Genomic DNA, 14,776 nt, shown 5'->3' with positions numbered 1-14,776 from the left:
ACCTGTTCCTGTGCAATTTACTGAGACGATTCAGGCCAGTTTCCCTCTCCTAGGCTCTGACCGCTAAATGTATAGCGTGCTTGTGATCGGGAGAACTTGATAGGACAAGCCAGCTGCGGTTCGGTTTTTTTCAGGTCTGCTGCTACAGGCACTTGAACAATCCATTTACGGGCTTGTGCTAAAGGAGAATTTAGGGCTTCATCCAGCCTCAGCACCGGTTCGACACAAATATCCAGTGCTGCAAAAGTATTACTCCACTCTGCCCAGGTTCTCCTTAAGATTTTAGCTTGAATAGCCTGTTTGACTTGTTTTCGGTCATCACTATCAAAAGAAGCACCTTTTTCTAGCAGAACAGGAAGATCCAAGACTTGGGCCAGACCTTGCATAAACTGCGGTTCCAGACTGCCGACAGATAGATAACGGCCATCTTTAGTCTGGTAATAGTCATAATATGTCCCGCCATTTAAGTGTTCCTGTTCTGGCATCTGCGGAGTTTGCCCGGCCAGAGCAGCGGAAGCAGCCATACTGTTTAAAGTCGCTACACAGTCTGTCATGGAAATATCAATATATTGTCCGAGTCCGCTTTGCTGACGCTCGATCACTGCAGTGAGAATACCGATGACTGCATGGAGTGAGCCTCCTGCAATATCTGCCACCTGAATGCCCAGAGGGGGTGGACCATCTTTTTCTCGTCCGCTATGGCCTGCGATACCAGCAACAGCAAGGTAGTTAATATCATGTCCTGCCCGGTCCCTATAAGGACCATCTTGACCATAGCCAGTGATTGAACAATAAATCAGTCGCGGATTAAGTTCGGCCAGTACAGCATAGTCTAGGCCTAAACGTTTCATTACGCCTGGCCGGAACTGCTCCACTACAATATCGAATTCACTTATTTTTTGCCTGATCAGTTCAATACTGGTCTTATCTTTCAAATCCAGAGTTACTGACTGTTTATTCCGGTTTAAATAACTGTGTGCAGTTGCCTGTCCATTAGCATAAGGCGGTAAAAGCCTGATCAAGTCGGGGCGAGTTGCAGACTCGACATGAATAACTTCTGCACCGAGATCGGCCAGATACAAACTGGCAAAAGGTCCAGGCAATAAAGTCGAGAAATCCAGTACCTTCAGTCCATTTAAGGGGGTAGTCATTATTGTTTTATCCAGATAAGGTTTCATTTCATCTTAAAAAGATAAAATCGGGTAAACAATGTCATGTTCAGCCATTTACCTTGATCATTTCGGCAATTTATCATGTAAAAATGGTAGTCTACCTATTGTAAATTGCCAATTAAATAATTTTTAGCGTCATTTAGGTCAACCACACGTGAACATAAAAGAGACTGAAGGATTTAACATGAGCCGTGATACGATTAGTATCCATTTCGTTAATGCGGCTCTGACTGGTGTAAAACGCCTCGGCATGGATGTAGAAACCTTACTTTCACATGTCGGTATCGAGGCCGAACTGCTACGCCAGCCGAAAGCTCGTATCTCGCCTGAACAGTACACCCGTTTCATTAAAATGCTATGGATGGTCACTCAGGATGAACACGTCGGTTTTGACGTACAGCCACGTCGGCTCGGCACCTTTGCCATTATGTGCCAGCTGATTATACATGCCAAAACTCTCGGTGATGCACTAGAACTTTCTTCACAGTTTTATAAGCTGTTTGGTGATGAATGGTCAGTTACGCTAGAGCGTGACAAGCATGAAGCACGGTTGGTGCCATTAATTCCTAAAAGTATGGACCCGGACCACTTTATTACTGAAAGTATGCTGATGATCTGGCATGGTCTGGCTTCTTGGCTGATCGGACGCCGCATACCGCTAGAACGGGTACATTTTGGTTATGCCCGCCCTGCCCATGCAGATGAATATGATGCGCTATTTTTTGCGCCGGTCATGCAGTTTGATGCACCACGTACTGAAGTAACTTTCGCTGCCGACTATCTGGACCTGCCCATTCGTCAGAATGATGAGTCATTGGAAGAGTTCCTGAAAACTGCGCCAGCACAACTGCTGGTGAAATTCAAAAATGTAAATTCTCTTACATCGCGTATTCGTGATGTGTTAAAGAGCCAGATTGGCGAAGAGATGCCAACCTTAAACGATGTTGCTTCCATGCTTTATCTGTCACCGCAGACCCTGCGCCGCCGTCTGGCCGCAGAAGGTAAAAGCTATCAGGGAGTTAAAGATGCCTTACGCCGCGATGCTGCCATTCACCTGCTGCTTAATCCGGAATTAACCCTGGAAGATGTTGCACAGCAGGTCGGTTTTAGTGAAACCAGCACCTTCCACCGCGCTTTCAAGAAATGGACTGGCGTCACCCCGGGTCTGTACCGCCAATTACATGGTTATCATTAAGTCTTAACTCAATTTCCGAATTTTCCTCCGCCCAGGTGTAAACACTTGGGCTTTTTTATAATTATTTATATTCAGTATTGGCAAAAACCAACATTTAGCCTGATTCGTTCTCGTCATTGCACTCTGTTTGCTTTGCAGTACACTCAAAAATTAGAAAAACCAGTCATTCAATATAAAAAGGAAAAATTATGAGCGAGGCTTATATTATTGATGCCATTCGCACCCCGCGAGGAAAAGGGAAAAAAGACGGCTCACTTTATGAAGTTAAACCGATCAGTCTGCTCACCGGATTACTCAACGAATTACAGCATCGTCATCAGCTTGATACTTCTAAAGTTGATGATATTGTTTTGGGCTGTGTAACGCCTGTAGGTGACCAGGGGGCAGATATTGCCAAAACCGCAGCTGTCGCAGCGGGCTGGAATGATGACGTTGCCGGTGTACAAATTAACCGCTTCTGTGCTTCAGGCCTTGAAGCGGTCAATATGGCGGCAATGAAGGTTCGCTCTGGCTGGGAGGATCTGGTGGTGGCAGGTGGTGTCGAGTCTATGTCACGTGTACCGATGGGCTCAGATGGTGGTCCTTGGGCACTTGACCCGGAAACCAATTTACACAGTGGTTTTGTCCCACAGGGTATCGGAGCTGACCTGATTGCTACACTGGACGGCTATACCCGTGAAGACGTAGACCACTTTGCGCTACATTCACAGCAGAAAGCTGCACAAGCCCAGGCCAGTGGTTATTTCAAAAAGTCTGTAATACCGGTTAAGGACAAAGCAGGTGTTGTCATTCTGGCAGAAGATGAATTTATCAAGCCGAATACCACGGCTGAAGGGCTAGCCAAACTTAATCCGAGCTTTGAAATGATGGGCCAAATGGGCTTTGATGCAGTAGCCCTACAAAAATATCCGGTAGCACAAAAGATTCATCATGTACATCATGCCGGAAACTCTTCTGGTATCGTTGATGGCGCTGCACTGGTACTGATTGCCTCTGATAAAGCAGTGAAAGAACAGAATCTGAAACCTAGAGCTAAAATCTTGTCGACCGCTCTGGTTGGCACCGATCCGACGATCATGCTAACCGGGCCAGCACCTGCTGCACGTAAAGCACTAGAAAAGGCTGGACTGAGTATTGATGATATTGACCTGTTTGAAGTCAATGAAGCTTTTGCAGCAGTGGTCATGCGCTTTATTCATGAGCTCAAGGTTGACCCAGCCAAAGTAAACGTCAATGGCGGTGCAATTGCAATGGGACATCCACTAGGTGCAACTGGCGCCATGATTCTTGGGACCTTACTAGATGAACTGGAGCGTCAGGATAAAAAACGTGGCCTGGCGACTTTATGTGTCGGCGGCGGCATGGGAATTGCTACTATTATCGAGCGCGTATAAGGAGAATAACATGAGCGCAATTCAATACGAAAAGAATACAGACCAGATTGTAGTGCTGACCCTAGATTCCAGCGGCCAGTCAGCTAACACCATGAATGCCGAGTTCCGTGAATCGCTAGATAAAGTTGTTCAGCAGCTCAGAGCTGAAACTGAAGTAAAAGGTATTATTTTCCGTTCAGCCAAAAAAACATTCTTTGCCGGTGGAGATCTTGACGAGCTGGTGACTACCACACCGGCACAGGCAACTGAATTTTTTCATATGGTACAAAAACTCAAAGCAGATTTGCGCTATATCGAAACTCTGGGTATTCCAGTGGTTGCCTGTTTAAATGGTACAGCTTTAGGTGGTGGCTGGGAGCTGGCACTTGGCTGCCATTACCGTATCGCTTTAAAAGACTCTGAAACCAAATTCGGCTTACCTGAAGTGACCTTGGGTTTGTTACCGGGAGGTGGAGGTATTGTCCGGATGATCCGACTGCTGGGCATCCAAACTGCCCTGCCTTATTTAATTGAAGGAAAACAGTTTGGTGTAGAAAAAGCTTTATCACTGGGTCTAATTCATGATACGGCAGATCATGAAGAAGAACTATTACAAAAGGCCTTTGACTGGATTCAGGCTCATCCGCAGTCACAGCAGCCTTTCGATGTTAAAGGCTTCAAGATTCCGGGCGGAGATCCAAAACACCCTGCGGTTGCCCAGATGCTGGCGATTGCTCCAGCCATACTGATTGATAAAACGAAAGGCTGCTACCCTGCCCCTGAAGCGATTCTGGCAGCAGCTGTTGAAGGTGCGCAGGTCGACTTTGATACTGCACTTACGATTGAATCACGCGCTTTTACATATCTGGCCACCGGACAGGTGTCTAAAAATATGATCGGAACGTTCTGGCATGGCTTAAATGCCATCAAGTCAGGGGCTAGCCGTCCGGCAGGATATGAAAAATGGCAGGCTAAAAAGGTAGCTGTTTTAGGCGCTGGCATGATGGGAGCAGGAATCGCTTATGCTATTGCAATTAAAGGAATTTCAGTAATACTCAAAGATGTATCTATAGAAAATGCTGAAAAGGGTAAAGCCTACAGCCAGAAACTGCTTGATAAGAAAGTTAGTCAAGGCCGTATGAGTGCTGAAAAACGTGACCAGATTTTACAGTTGATCCATCCTACAGCTGATATAAGCACCCTGGAAGGTTGTGATCTGGTGATAGAAGCTGTATTTGAAAATCAACAGCTTAAAGCACAGGTTACCCAGCAAGCAGAAGTCTATTTAAATGAAACGGGTGTGATGGCATCAAATACCTCGACCCTGCCCATTTCTGATCTGGCACAGGCCAGTCGTAATGCTGCGCAGTTTATTGGTCTGCATTTTTTTAGTCCGGTCGACAAAATGCAACTGGTCGAAATTATTAAGGGACAGCAGACCTCGGCAGCCACACTGGCTAAAGCCTATGACTTTGTGCAGCAGATTGGTAAAACTCCTATTGTGGTCAATGACAGTCGTGGTTTCTTTACCAGTCGGGTGTTTGGCAAGTTTGTACAGGAAGGTCTGCGCATGCTGGCTGAAGGAATCCATCCGGCACGTATAGAAATGGCAGCGCTCAAGGCAGGTATGCCCGTCGGTCCACTCGCAATTCAGGATGAAGTTTCACTGACTTTAAGCGAGCACGTCGCAAAAGAAACCCGTAAAGCGTTACAGGCCATAGGTCAAGATTTACCCCTGACACCGGCTGATGAAGTGATTCAAACCATGATTCATGAATTTGACCGTAAGGGTAAAGCCGCAGGTCAGGGTTTTTATGAATATCCGGCCCAAGGTAAAAAATATTTATGGAAAGGCTTGAGCCGCTGGAATAAAAATAAGGAAGTGCCAGAGCAGGAGCTGATTGAGCGCTTTCTTTTTGTGCAGGCTCTAGATACCTTACGCTGTCTAGAGGAAGGTGTGCTGGAATCTGTAGTCGACGCCAATGTAGGTTCTATCTTTGGCATCGGTTATGCACCCTGGACTGGTGGTGCCATACAGTACCTGAACCACTACGGATTGGAACGTGCCTTGGCTCGTGCTGAACAGCTGGCTGCAGAATATGGCGAGCGTTTTGCTCCACCACAGCGGTTAAGACAACATGCACAATCTGGACTACCAATCGCTGCTTAATGATCAGAACAAAAAGACGCGATTGCGCGTCTTTTTTGTTTCTCATGTAGACATTTCATATTTAACCATTTTTAGCTTTTATATTTTAAACAAAAAATTCTTTTTTCATTTTCAGTATATTAGAAATCCCCAGTCTATTTCTTGACAGTTTTATGCTATAACTATACCCAGTTTAGTCAGTATTTTTTCTTACTTTGGATATTTATTATGGTAGATCATTCTTCTCCTGAGCATTCTCCATGGGGCTGGAAAGCACTGATTGTTGCCGTGATTCTAGGCTGTTTCTTTATGGGCTTTTTTTATCTGGCTGTAACCAATGAGCCAGACTATATGCCAAGTCAGCAGCAAAAAAATACTCAGCAGCATGCCTTTAAAAATGCACCGGCCATGTCACCTGAAGCCATGCAGGCAGCACAGGCTAACCAGCAAAAGGCTAATGCAACTCAGCAGCCGGATCAGCCCTCTACTGAAACCTCAACCGCTCCGGGCGAACATATTGAACATAGCCACGGTGATCAGGAACATTCTCATTAAACTGATGAATTAAAAGCATATGACAGATCTAACACGTAATGCACTTGTAGTAGAGGGCGGCGGTATGCGCGGCTCTTTCACCTGTGGTGTGCTCGATGCTTTCTTAAAACATGATTTTAATCCTTTCAGTTTATTTGTGGGGGTTTCTTCTGGCTCAACCAATGTAGCTAACTATCTTGCAGGCCAGATAGGAAGGAATATTGATATTTATCTGGATCATTCCCTGCGCCGTGAGTTCATCCACTATGGCCGTTTTCTTAAAGGGGGTGATCTGCTAGACATGCAGTGGATGTGGGATGTTGTTGAACAGGAATCACCTTTGGATCAGGATGCACTGTTCAGGCAAAATCCAGATTTTTATATGGTTCTGACTCATGCCATTCATGGCCATGCTGAATATGTACGCGCTAGTCAAGAGAACATTTTCGACGGATTACGTGCGTCTAGTTCCATCCCGGTACTGACCCGTCAACCCGTACTGGTAAATGGTGAACCTTATTTCGATGGTGGCGTAGCAGATGCCCTGCCAATACAGTGGGCAGCAGCCCAGCCTGATGTTACGCAACTAATGGTGATTCGTACCCGGCCAAAAAACTATTTTAAAGCCAGCAGTAAGGGTGACCAGTTTCTGGCAAAATATATAGTTAAAAAGAATCAAGGATTTGCCTTAAGTTTGCAAGAACGCTGTGAACGCTATAATCAGTCGGTAAAGTTCATTCGACAGGCTCAAACTGCACCGGTGACACAAAAGATTCTGGAAATCTGCCCACCAGATGACAAACGGCTTGCCAACCGTCTCTGCAAGGATAAACGAAAACTGCAATATACCTATGAAGTGGGATTAGATGTGGGTCTGCAGGCTATTGAGGCATGGAAAGCCTTGAGATAGTCCAAGGCTTTTATAATATTTTCAGTTTTGCGCTATTTCATTCTGGTTCACAGTGCACTAGTGCTTAGTTAAAGACTGAACAGATTTTCCAGGTTAACATTTGCAACCAATATCCTGTTGATCCCATTGGTCATTTAACAACAGTTCCAGAGAATGCTTGCGGATACCATACATCTCCTTTAAAGCCCTGATCTGTTCCAGTACAGACTGGTCAGGCTGCTTGAAGTTCTTGCGCTTGGTCGCGAGTATCATTTTGTTCTTACTGGTATGTTCTAAAGATATAAATTCAAAGACTTTGGTATCATAGCCATAAGCTTTGAGTAATAAGGCACGGATAGTATCTGTCAGCATCTCGGCCTGTTGTCCGGCGTGAATTCCAAATTGCAGCATTGGCTGGAGAACCTCAGGACTTTCTAGCTGAGGGCGTAATTCTTTATGACAGCATGGTGCGCACATAATCATGGATGCATTTAAACGGATACCGGTATGAATGGCAAAATCGGTTGCCACATCGCAGGCATGCAGGGCAATCATGACATCAAGATGCTCAGGATGATAGGTCCGCACATCTCCTTCAAAAAAATCAAGATGTTCAAATCCAGATTTCTGTGCGATTTCCTGACAGAAACTGACCAGATTAGGCCGCAGTTCTACTCCGGTAATTAAAGGCAATTTCTGTTTCTGTTCTTGCAGATAGTCATATAGAGCAAAGGTTAAATAGCCCTTGCCTGAACCAAAATCAACAATTCGTACTTTATCTTGTGTAGTAATCTGTTCAAAAGCACCTGAGAAAATTTCAATAAACTTATTAATCTGTTTCCATTTACGCGCCATGCTCGGAATAATCTGGGCCTTTTCGTCGGTAATTCCTAAATATTTTAAAAATAGGCGATCTTGTGCAACATAACGCTGCTTTTCCCGGTCATGACTAATAAGCGGTGTATCTTTGCTGATTATGTCTTTTCTTTTTGTACGGGTAAGCATGACCTTTTTCTTGTTTTTCTTCAGCTGTAGTTCATGAGATGCAATCAGCAGGTTAGCCTGTTTACAGTCATGAAGCAGAGATGTAATGTGCAGCACCGCCTCTTCTAGAGTATAGTTTTTTGTGACATCTTGAGTCTGATAATGATACAGCCCAGAGAGTTTTACTTGATTTTGCAGCTCAACCAGACGGAAAGTAATCTTTTGCAGCCCCTCAAGCTTACCTTGATATTGACTTAATATCAGACGTTCAAAATGATTTAAATCAAGGGATTGCTGAAATTCTTTTAAAAATTGCTGTTCCTGTTCAGAAAAGCTTTCAGGAGATGTCATGGAAAGAATCCTGGATAAATTAGTAATAATTTTAAATGTTCTTACCTGAAAAGCAAAACTGTATTAATATACACTTGTACTTTTAAATATATTGGTTGGTTTATGACTTCTTCACTTGCGGAATCTTATCATCCGAGAGAAGAACAGTTTAATGCATATAGCCATGCAGTCGGTGCAGTACTTGCCGTGATCGCCGGTGTCCTGATGGTCATAAAAGGCAGTGATCTCCCGACTGGTCAGTGGATTGGATTATGGATATATGCAGGCAGCATGGTATTACTGTTCACCAGTTCAACGTTATATCACTTTTCCAGAACCGAGCAGCGCAGATTCTGGTACAAGAAACTGGACCACACAGCCATTTATTATCTCATTGCAGGTACTTATACGCCTTTTTTAAGTATTGCATTGCCTACCACTAAAGCACATAACCTGCTTATTGCCTTATGGGTCATTGCTGGTATTGGTACAATATTTAAATTAATTTTTATTCACCGTTTTCAAAAGATTTCCCTGCTGGCCTATCTGTTGATGGGTTGGATGGCGTTGCTAGTTATGGATGACATGCGGCAGTACCTGTCAAAACAGACCCTAACCCTTTTAATTGCAGGCGGTTTGGCTTATACGATTGGTGCATTGTTTTATGCCTTAAAAAGAGTAAGATATACTCATGCTATCTGGCATATTTTTGTATTGTTAGGCGCAGGATTACACTTCCTGGCGATCTATCTTTACGTAATCTAATTCATTTGTACTCACTTTTCAGTGACCCTGAACGAGATTAATGGATTAATTTTCGTTGTTTTTTTAAGAAATTACGCCTTTTTTAAAAAGATTACGCTTTTAAAACTAATATTTATTTTTACGAAGTGTAAGGTTACCCATGGCGTCATCAACTACTACAGCTGCTACCACCGAAGTAGCGACTAACTCTAAGGCTCGTGTTTTATTCGCGAGCCTCGTCGGCACGACGATTGAATTTTTTGATTTTTATATCTATGCGACTGCCGCAGTGATTGTTTTCCCTCACCTGTTTTTTCCGGCAGGAAGCGGTAGCGCGGCAGTACTCCAGTCTTTAGCGACTTTTGCTATTGCGTTTATTGCCCGCCCAATTGGTGCAGCACTATTTGGCCATCTCGGTGACCGGATTGGCCGTAAGGCAACACTGATAGCTGCCCTTCTGACGATGGGTATCTCCACAGTCTGTATTGGTTTATTACCTACCTATGCACAGATTGGTATTATAGCTCCGTTATTATTGGCACTTTGCCGTCTGGGCCAAGGTTTGGGGCTGGGGGGTGAATGGAGTGGTGCAGTATTGCTGGCTACTGAAAATGCACCAGAAGGCAAGCGTGCCTGGTATGGCATGTTTCCTCAGCTTGGTGCTCCAATTGGCTTTATTCTGGCGACTGGCTCATTTCTGCTCCTAGGCGCTCTGATGTCTGAAGAAGCATTTTTGCAATGGGGTTGGCGTATTCCTTTTATTGCAAGTGCGGCACTGGTTATTGTAGGTCTGTATATCCGACTGAAATTACATGAAACCCCTGCTTTTCAGAAGGTGCTTGATAAACAGAAAGAAGTTAATATTCCATTTAAAGAAGTGTTTACCAAGCACTTTTCAATGCTGGTTTTAGGTACTGTGGCTGCGATCTGTACCTTTGTTGTCTTTTATCTAACCACCGTATTTGCATTGAACTGGGCCACAACACAGTTAGGTTATTCACGGGGTGAGTTTCTTGAACTGCAACTGATTGCAACTTTATGTTTTGCTGCTTTTATTCCACTCTCTGCAGTATTTGCAGAAAAGTTTGGCCGTAAAGCTACTTCTATTGGGGTATGTATAGCGGCTGCCTTATTTGGTCTGGTATTTTCTTCCATGCTGGAATCAGGTAGTACCTTGGTCGTATTCCTGTTCTTATGTACCGGCCTTGCAATTATGGGAATGACTTATGGGCCAATTGGTACGGTTTTATCTGAGCTGTTCCCGACTTCAGTACGGTATACCGGTTCTGCTTTAACATTTAACCTCGCAGGTATTTTCGGTGCATCATTTGCACCGCTGATTGCGACTAAACTGGCTGAAAATTATGGTCTGGCAGCAGTTGGTTATTATCTCTCAGCCGCTTCTATTCTTTCACTGATTGCGTTTATGCTAATCCGTGAAACTAAAAATGAAGATGTAAATAACCAGATCTAAGCTGAAGCAGTTATAAAAAAGACGGGAGAAGCCCGTCTTTTTTATATCAGGTGATGAAACTGCCTGCATCAAATTAATTCAATAATATCAATAGTTGGCGGTACACGAAAACGAAAAGGTACCCCAACCATTCCAGTCCCTACCGTTACAAATACATCTGCATGTTCGTGCTTGTACAAACCGCGTTTATGCCCCAGTATCGAGACTTTCTTCATAATATAGTTGGTTACCCAAGGCAGTTCGACCTGTCCACCATGAGTATGGCCTGAAAGCATGAGGGGACGTGTCGGTAAAGCAGGTACCATATCTACTGTATCTGGATTATGCGACAAAATTAACCAAGGCTTGTCTTGAGGTAACTCTGGAAGTAAGCGCATGTCTGTTTTACCTGCCCACAAGTCACCTACTCCAATCAGTCGGAATTCATCAAATTCAACAATCTTCCCCTCAATGTCGATGACATTGTTACTCTCTAATGCGTGTCGTAATAATTCCTGAATAGGCGGTCCCGGATACTGTTCGTCATGATTGCCGGTCACCGAATATACGGGTGCCTTAATCTCACGCAACATCTCAAGTTCTTTTGCCAGCTGGTTTTCAGGTTCATATGTCCAGTCTCCGGCAACCACAACAATATCAGGATTTTCCTGATTAATTTTATTTACAATAATCTTAAGCTGGCGTTCATGTCCGGAAAATAAACCTATATGCAAGTCAGCAACCAGAGCAACCTTAACCGGTTTTTGAAAAGGTTTTTCAGGATTTAAAGAGAACCGGTGCCGATGTACATGCACTAAATGAGGCTCAATAAAACGTGCATAGATCAGCACACTGCTGAGAAGAAAGACAAATACAGCTTCATGGATACTGAAATAACCACTCCAGCCTGCATACAGGCTAAAAAAGAATAAGGGAAAAAGCAGATAAGAAAGATAGAAAGCCAATAGATGCACAAAGGCTTTAAAAGGATGAATCGTTTCGGTACGCGATTGGCTGATCCAGGCTTGAGAGACTGCCCAGAGCGCAATGAGTCCAAAGCTCAGATAAAAGTAAAATACTAGGGATGTCAGTTTCAGCATACTCTATCTCTGATCCATATCGCCCCGAATGGGCTATATATTTATATTTTGTTACGACCCAATTATACTCTAGCTCAGTTCTGTACTCGTAAGCATATTGCTACGGTTTCTTCTGTCCTATCGGTCACTCTTATTTATGCGTTTACGATCTTTGAAATCTTCGTCTGGCGCTGTGCTATTAGCGAGCTGCAGTTTACTGCTCACTGTTCCGGCTTGTACCACGCTACCTCGACAAATGCCTCAAGTTCCTCAGTACGCCCATGATATTGATGCAAGCCAAACCAGCCTTTCGCAGATCGTTACACCACTACGTGAACAGAATCCGGGCCTGACTGGTTACCATGTGCTATATGATCCACTTGAAGCATTGGCAGCACGTCTACGTCTCATCGATAAAGCTGAAAAATCTTTAGATCTGCAATACTACATCTGGGACAACGACCGGATTGGTGCACTGGCTCTGCATGCCCTGATTCGTGCTGCAGACCGCGGTGTTAAAGTCAGGCTCCTGATAGATGATAACAATGCCAAGAACATGGAAGGAATTTATTTAGCGTTATCACAACATAAAAACATTGAAATTAAACTATTTAATCCGTATCGCTTCCGGAAATACCGTGCCATGGACATGGTGCTTGACCTAAAACGCATCAACCGACGTATGCATAATAAAAGTTTTATTGCTGACCACCAAATTGCCCTGATCGGTGGACGTAACATGAGCAACCAGTACTATAACGTTAGTGAAACCTATCAGTTCTCAGATGTTGATGTCATGCTGGTAGGGTCAGCAGTTGATGATATTGTGCATTCCTTTGATGACTACTGGAATGATGATTATGCCTATCCGGTTAAGGAAATTGTCAGTGCACAGCGGCATCATTTACGCTATGAAAGCCTGAAACGTCAGCTCGACATCCATAATCAGGAAGTGAGTGTACAAAACTATCTGGATCTGACGAACCGTTCTAAAGCATTTGATGAATGGCTTTATCACAAAATTGGTTTTGACTGGGTAAAAGCAGAGGTCGTTAAAGATCCACCTGAAAAAATTAAAGCAAAAGCAAAAAAGGAAGGTTTACTCAATTTTCAGTTATTAAAATATCTGGATAAACCAGAACAGAGTGTTGATCTGATCTCGGCCTATTTTGTTCCTGAAAAGCAAGGTGCGAAAATGCTGAGCCAGCTGGCAGAAGACGGTATTAAAGTTCGGGTACTCACTAACTCTTATGCAGCAAATGACGTCGCCGTTGTACACGCATTTTATGCCAAGTACCGTCAACAGTTGCTCGAAAATGGTGTACAGCTTTATGAGTTTCTACCTGCTGTCACGGATGAAGAACTAAATGAAGTAAATCAGGAGATTTCAAAAAAAGCCAAAGTCAGCATGAAAGGACTCAGTCGCTCCAGCCTGCATGCCAAAATGATGGCACTAGATGAAAAACAGGTATTTATTGGTTCTTTTAATTTTGATCCCCGTTCAGCCTATTTAAACTCTGAAATTGGAGTCATTCTTAACAGCCCTCAACTGGCGAACGCTGTGCATAAAACTATGGATGAAAATCTTAAAAAATATGCATATAAACTGGTTTTAGATGCCAATAATAAACTGACCTGGGAATTCCAGCCACAAGAGCCGGGTGGAAAGATCTATCATAAAGAGCCACGAATGAAATGGTGGGAACGTGCCGGCATTAAGGCCCTGTCTTGGTTACCTCTAGAAGGCTTTATGTAAAGTATTCAGAACAGAAAATAAAAAGCTCAGACGACCGAGCTTTTTATTTTCAAATTGGCTATTCAATTTAAGATATAGCAGTAGTTTTTAAAACATTTTGATGTAGTTCGGCCAGACCGTTGACCATAGCCTGCTGGACTTCAGCAGTTAAGCTCTCAAGCGTATGGCCTTCTACTGAAATAGCGGGTAAAGCCATCAGGTGGGCTGTAACAGGTGGCATTTCAAGTACACGGCGCACATGTTCAGCAAAAGTCAGATCATCAATAAACGGAACAATCGTATCTAACTTTCCCTGCTGGTTAACATAACAGATCAGCGCAATCTGTACCGGTTTGTGTGCAGCCAATGCGGCGCCCAGCAAACGGCCATATACCCGCTTGATATAACTGCCATCAGATGTAGTGGCCTCAGGAAAAAATAGAACCGGAATATCCTGTTTCAAAAAATCGGTAAGCTGCTCACGAATTCTGGTTGAATCACCAGAACCCCGTTTAATAAATAACGTACCGCCTGCTTTAGCCAGTTTACCCAGCACTGGCCACTGTTCAATTTCGGCCTTGGCCAAGAAAAATACCCGTGCTGCTGAACCAATTACTGCGATATCCAACCATGAAATATGATTACTGACCCAAAGTGCTGGCTGGCGAGGAATAGTGCCATGAATCCGCACCTCGACATTAAATACCTCGCCAAGACGGCGACAGAAATACTGTACATAACGGGTATTTTCTACTTTATTAGGATGCTTATATAACCTGTGACGATAAACCAGATAAAAGCCCTCTATGATAAGTGCTATACCCGTGACGATTTTTTTACTGTAAAGCCAGATTTTAGAAAGCCCGGAGACCGGCACAGGCTGAGTGGAAAGCTGAGACATAGAGTTATCACTAAAACTGATCATATTTTAACAATTTCAATTGCAGCTCCATTCTATACTTTTAAAGCACTCCTTGCATTGATGATAAAAACCGAACATAAGGATAAAAAAATTCAATTTTAATTATTTTATCCAATCAAATATTATATATTCATCGGATTAATAAATAGAGGTAAGGTGATGAAAGTATCTAACCAGCAGCAGCCCCCCTGTAGAACATATTGAAATGTTTTCTACC

The 14,776-nt window shown here is 43.6% G+C and carries 12 protein-coding genes; 8 read left to right on the top strand and 4 right to left on the bottom strand.

All coding sequences use genetic code 11. The features are described 5' to 3' along the window. Nucleotides 1-17 precede the first annotated feature (17 nt). Nucleotides 18-1,151: a CaiB/BaiF CoA transferase family protein gene (locus AC0VYT_RS03120; protein WP_005016060.1), complete on the bottom strand. Its 1,134-nt coding sequence runs from the start codon at nt 1,149-1,151 to the stop codon at nt 18-20. 205 nt (nt 1,152-1,356) lie between these two features. Here AC0VYT_RS03120 and AC0VYT_RS03115 point away from each other — a divergent pair, with 205 nt between their 5' ends. The 5 genes from AC0VYT_RS03115 (at nt 1,357) to AC0VYT_RS03095 (ending at nt 7,333) form a co-directional block, all read left to right on the top strand. Further along, a complete protein-coding gene (locus AC0VYT_RS03115) occupies nt 1,357-2,367 on the top strand; it encodes an AraC family transcriptional regulator (RefSeq protein ID WP_005016061.1) in 1,011 nt (336 codons plus the stop codon). Between the two features lie 188 nt (nt 2,368-2,555). Further along, entirely contained in the window at nt 2,556-3,761 is a 1,206-nt protein-coding gene (locus tag AC0VYT_RS03110; protein ID WP_005016063.1) for an acetyl-CoA C-acetyltransferase, read from the top strand. 10 nt (nt 3,762-3,771) lie between these two features. After that, on the top strand, nt 3,772-5,910 hold the full coding sequence (locus AC0VYT_RS03105; protein WP_005016065.1) for a 3-hydroxyacyl-CoA dehydrogenase NAD-binding domain-containing protein: 2,139 nt from the start codon (nt 3,772-3,774) through the stop codon (nt 5,908-5,910). 207 nt (nt 5,911-6,117) lie between these two features. After that, the gene (locus AC0VYT_RS03100; RefSeq protein WP_005016067.1) at nt 6,118-6,444 is read left to right on the top strand and encodes a hypothetical protein; all 327 of its coding nucleotides are present in this window, start codon (nt 6,118-6,120) and stop codon (nt 6,442-6,444) included. 19 nt (nt 6,445-6,463) lie between these two features. After that, nucleotides 6,464-7,333 carry a patatin-like phospholipase family protein gene (locus tag AC0VYT_RS03095; RefSeq protein ID WP_005016077.1) on the top strand — a complete coding sequence of 290 codons (870 nt, stop codon included), beginning with the start codon at nt 6,464-6,466 and terminating at the stop codon, nt 7,331-7,333. A gap of 93 nt (nt 7,334-7,426) precedes the next feature. Here AC0VYT_RS03095 and AC0VYT_RS03090 read toward each other — a convergent pair whose 3' ends face one another. Then, nucleotides 7,427-8,647 (bottom strand): class I SAM-dependent methyltransferase, encoded by a 1,221-nt coding sequence (locus tag AC0VYT_RS03090; protein ID WP_005016080.1) that lies wholly within the window; start codon nt 8,645-8,647, stop codon nt 7,427-7,429. 102 nt (nt 8,648-8,749) lie between these two features. On the opposite strand from AC0VYT_RS03090, the gene trhA reads away from it, so the two are divergent. Both trhA and AC0VYT_RS03080 read left to right on the top strand, forming a co-directional pair. Next, nucleotides 8,750-9,391, top strand: a complete 642-nt coding sequence (gene trhA, locus AC0VYT_RS03085) for a PAQR family membrane homeostasis protein TrhA (RefSeq protein ID WP_005016082.1) — start codon at nt 8,750-8,752, stop codon at nt 9,389-9,391. 139 nt (nt 9,392-9,530) lie between these two features. After that, nucleotides 9,531-10,844, top strand: coding sequence for an MFS transporter (locus AC0VYT_RS03080; protein ID WP_005016084.1), 1,314 nt, complete (start codon nt 9,531-9,533; stop codon nt 10,842-10,844). 68 nt (nt 10,845-10,912) lie between these two features. Here AC0VYT_RS03080 and AC0VYT_RS03075 read toward each other — a convergent pair whose 3' ends face one another. Next, on the bottom strand, nt 10,913-11,923 hold the full coding sequence (locus AC0VYT_RS03075; protein WP_005016086.1) for a metallophosphoesterase: 1,011 nt from the start codon (nt 11,921-11,923) through the stop codon (nt 10,913-10,915). Nucleotides 11,924-12,059: 136 nt separating this feature from the next. Between AC0VYT_RS03075 and AC0VYT_RS03070 the strand changes: the two genes are divergently transcribed. Further along, a complete protein-coding gene (locus tag AC0VYT_RS03070) occupies nt 12,060-13,658 on the top strand; it encodes a phospholipase D family protein (protein WP_005404333.1) in 1,599 nt (532 codons plus the stop codon). Nucleotides 13,659-13,725: 67 nt separating this feature from the next. Here AC0VYT_RS03070 and AC0VYT_RS03065 read toward each other — a convergent pair whose 3' ends face one another. Further along, nucleotides 13,726-14,538, bottom strand: a complete 813-nt coding sequence (locus tag AC0VYT_RS03065; RefSeq protein WP_005404334.1) for a lysophospholipid acyltransferase family protein — start codon at nt 14,536-14,538, stop codon at nt 13,726-13,728. Nucleotides 14,539-14,776 lie beyond the last annotated feature (238 nt).

The organism is Acinetobacter sp. QJM3NY_42 (assembly GCF_056173745.1).
This window is presented reverse-complemented; position numbering and strand designations above follow the sequence as displayed.

Excerpts from the sequence above, each read along its gene's own strand:
- AC0VYT_RS03120 (WP_005016060.1), bottom strand. The coding sequence starts at position 1,151 with ATGACTACCCCCTTAAATGGACTGAAGGTACTGGATTTCTCGACTTTA.
- AC0VYT_RS03115 (WP_005016061.1), top strand. The coding sequence starts at position 1,357 with ATGAGCCGTGATACGATTAGTATCCATTTCGTTAATGCGGCTCTGACT.
- AC0VYT_RS03110 (WP_005016063.1), top strand. The coding sequence starts at position 2,556 with ATGAGCGAGGCTTATATTATTGATGCCATTCGCACCCCGCGAGGAAAA.
- AC0VYT_RS03105 (WP_005016065.1), top strand. The coding sequence starts at position 3,772 with ATGAGCGCAATTCAATACGAAAAGAATACAGACCAGATTGTAGTGCTG.
- AC0VYT_RS03100 (WP_005016067.1), top strand. The coding sequence starts at position 6,118 with ATGGTAGATCATTCTTCTCCTGAGCATTCTCCATGGGGCTGGAAAGCA.
- AC0VYT_RS03095 (WP_005016077.1), top strand. The coding sequence starts at position 6,464 with ATGACAGATCTAACACGTAATGCACTTGTAGTAGAGGGCGGCGGTATG.
- AC0VYT_RS03090 (WP_005016080.1), bottom strand. The coding sequence starts at position 8,647 with ATGACATCTCCTGAAAGCTTTTCTGAACAGGAACAGCAATTTTTAAAA.
- trhA (WP_005016082.1), top strand. The coding sequence starts at position 8,750 with ATGACTTCTTCACTTGCGGAATCTTATCATCCGAGAGAAGAACAGTTT.
- AC0VYT_RS03080 (WP_005016084.1), top strand. The coding sequence starts at position 9,531 with ATGGCGTCATCAACTACTACAGCTGCTACCACCGAAGTAGCGACTAAC.
- AC0VYT_RS03075 (WP_005016086.1), bottom strand. The coding sequence starts at position 11,923 with ATGCTGAAACTGACATCCCTAGTATTTTACTTTTATCTGAGCTTTGGA.
- AC0VYT_RS03070 (WP_005404333.1), top strand. The coding sequence starts at position 12,060 with ATGCGTTTACGATCTTTGAAATCTTCGTCTGGCGCTGTGCTATTAGCG.
- AC0VYT_RS03065 (WP_005404334.1), bottom strand. The coding sequence starts at position 14,538 with ATGTCTCAGCTTTCCACTCAGCCTGTGCCGGTCTCCGGGCTTTCTAAA.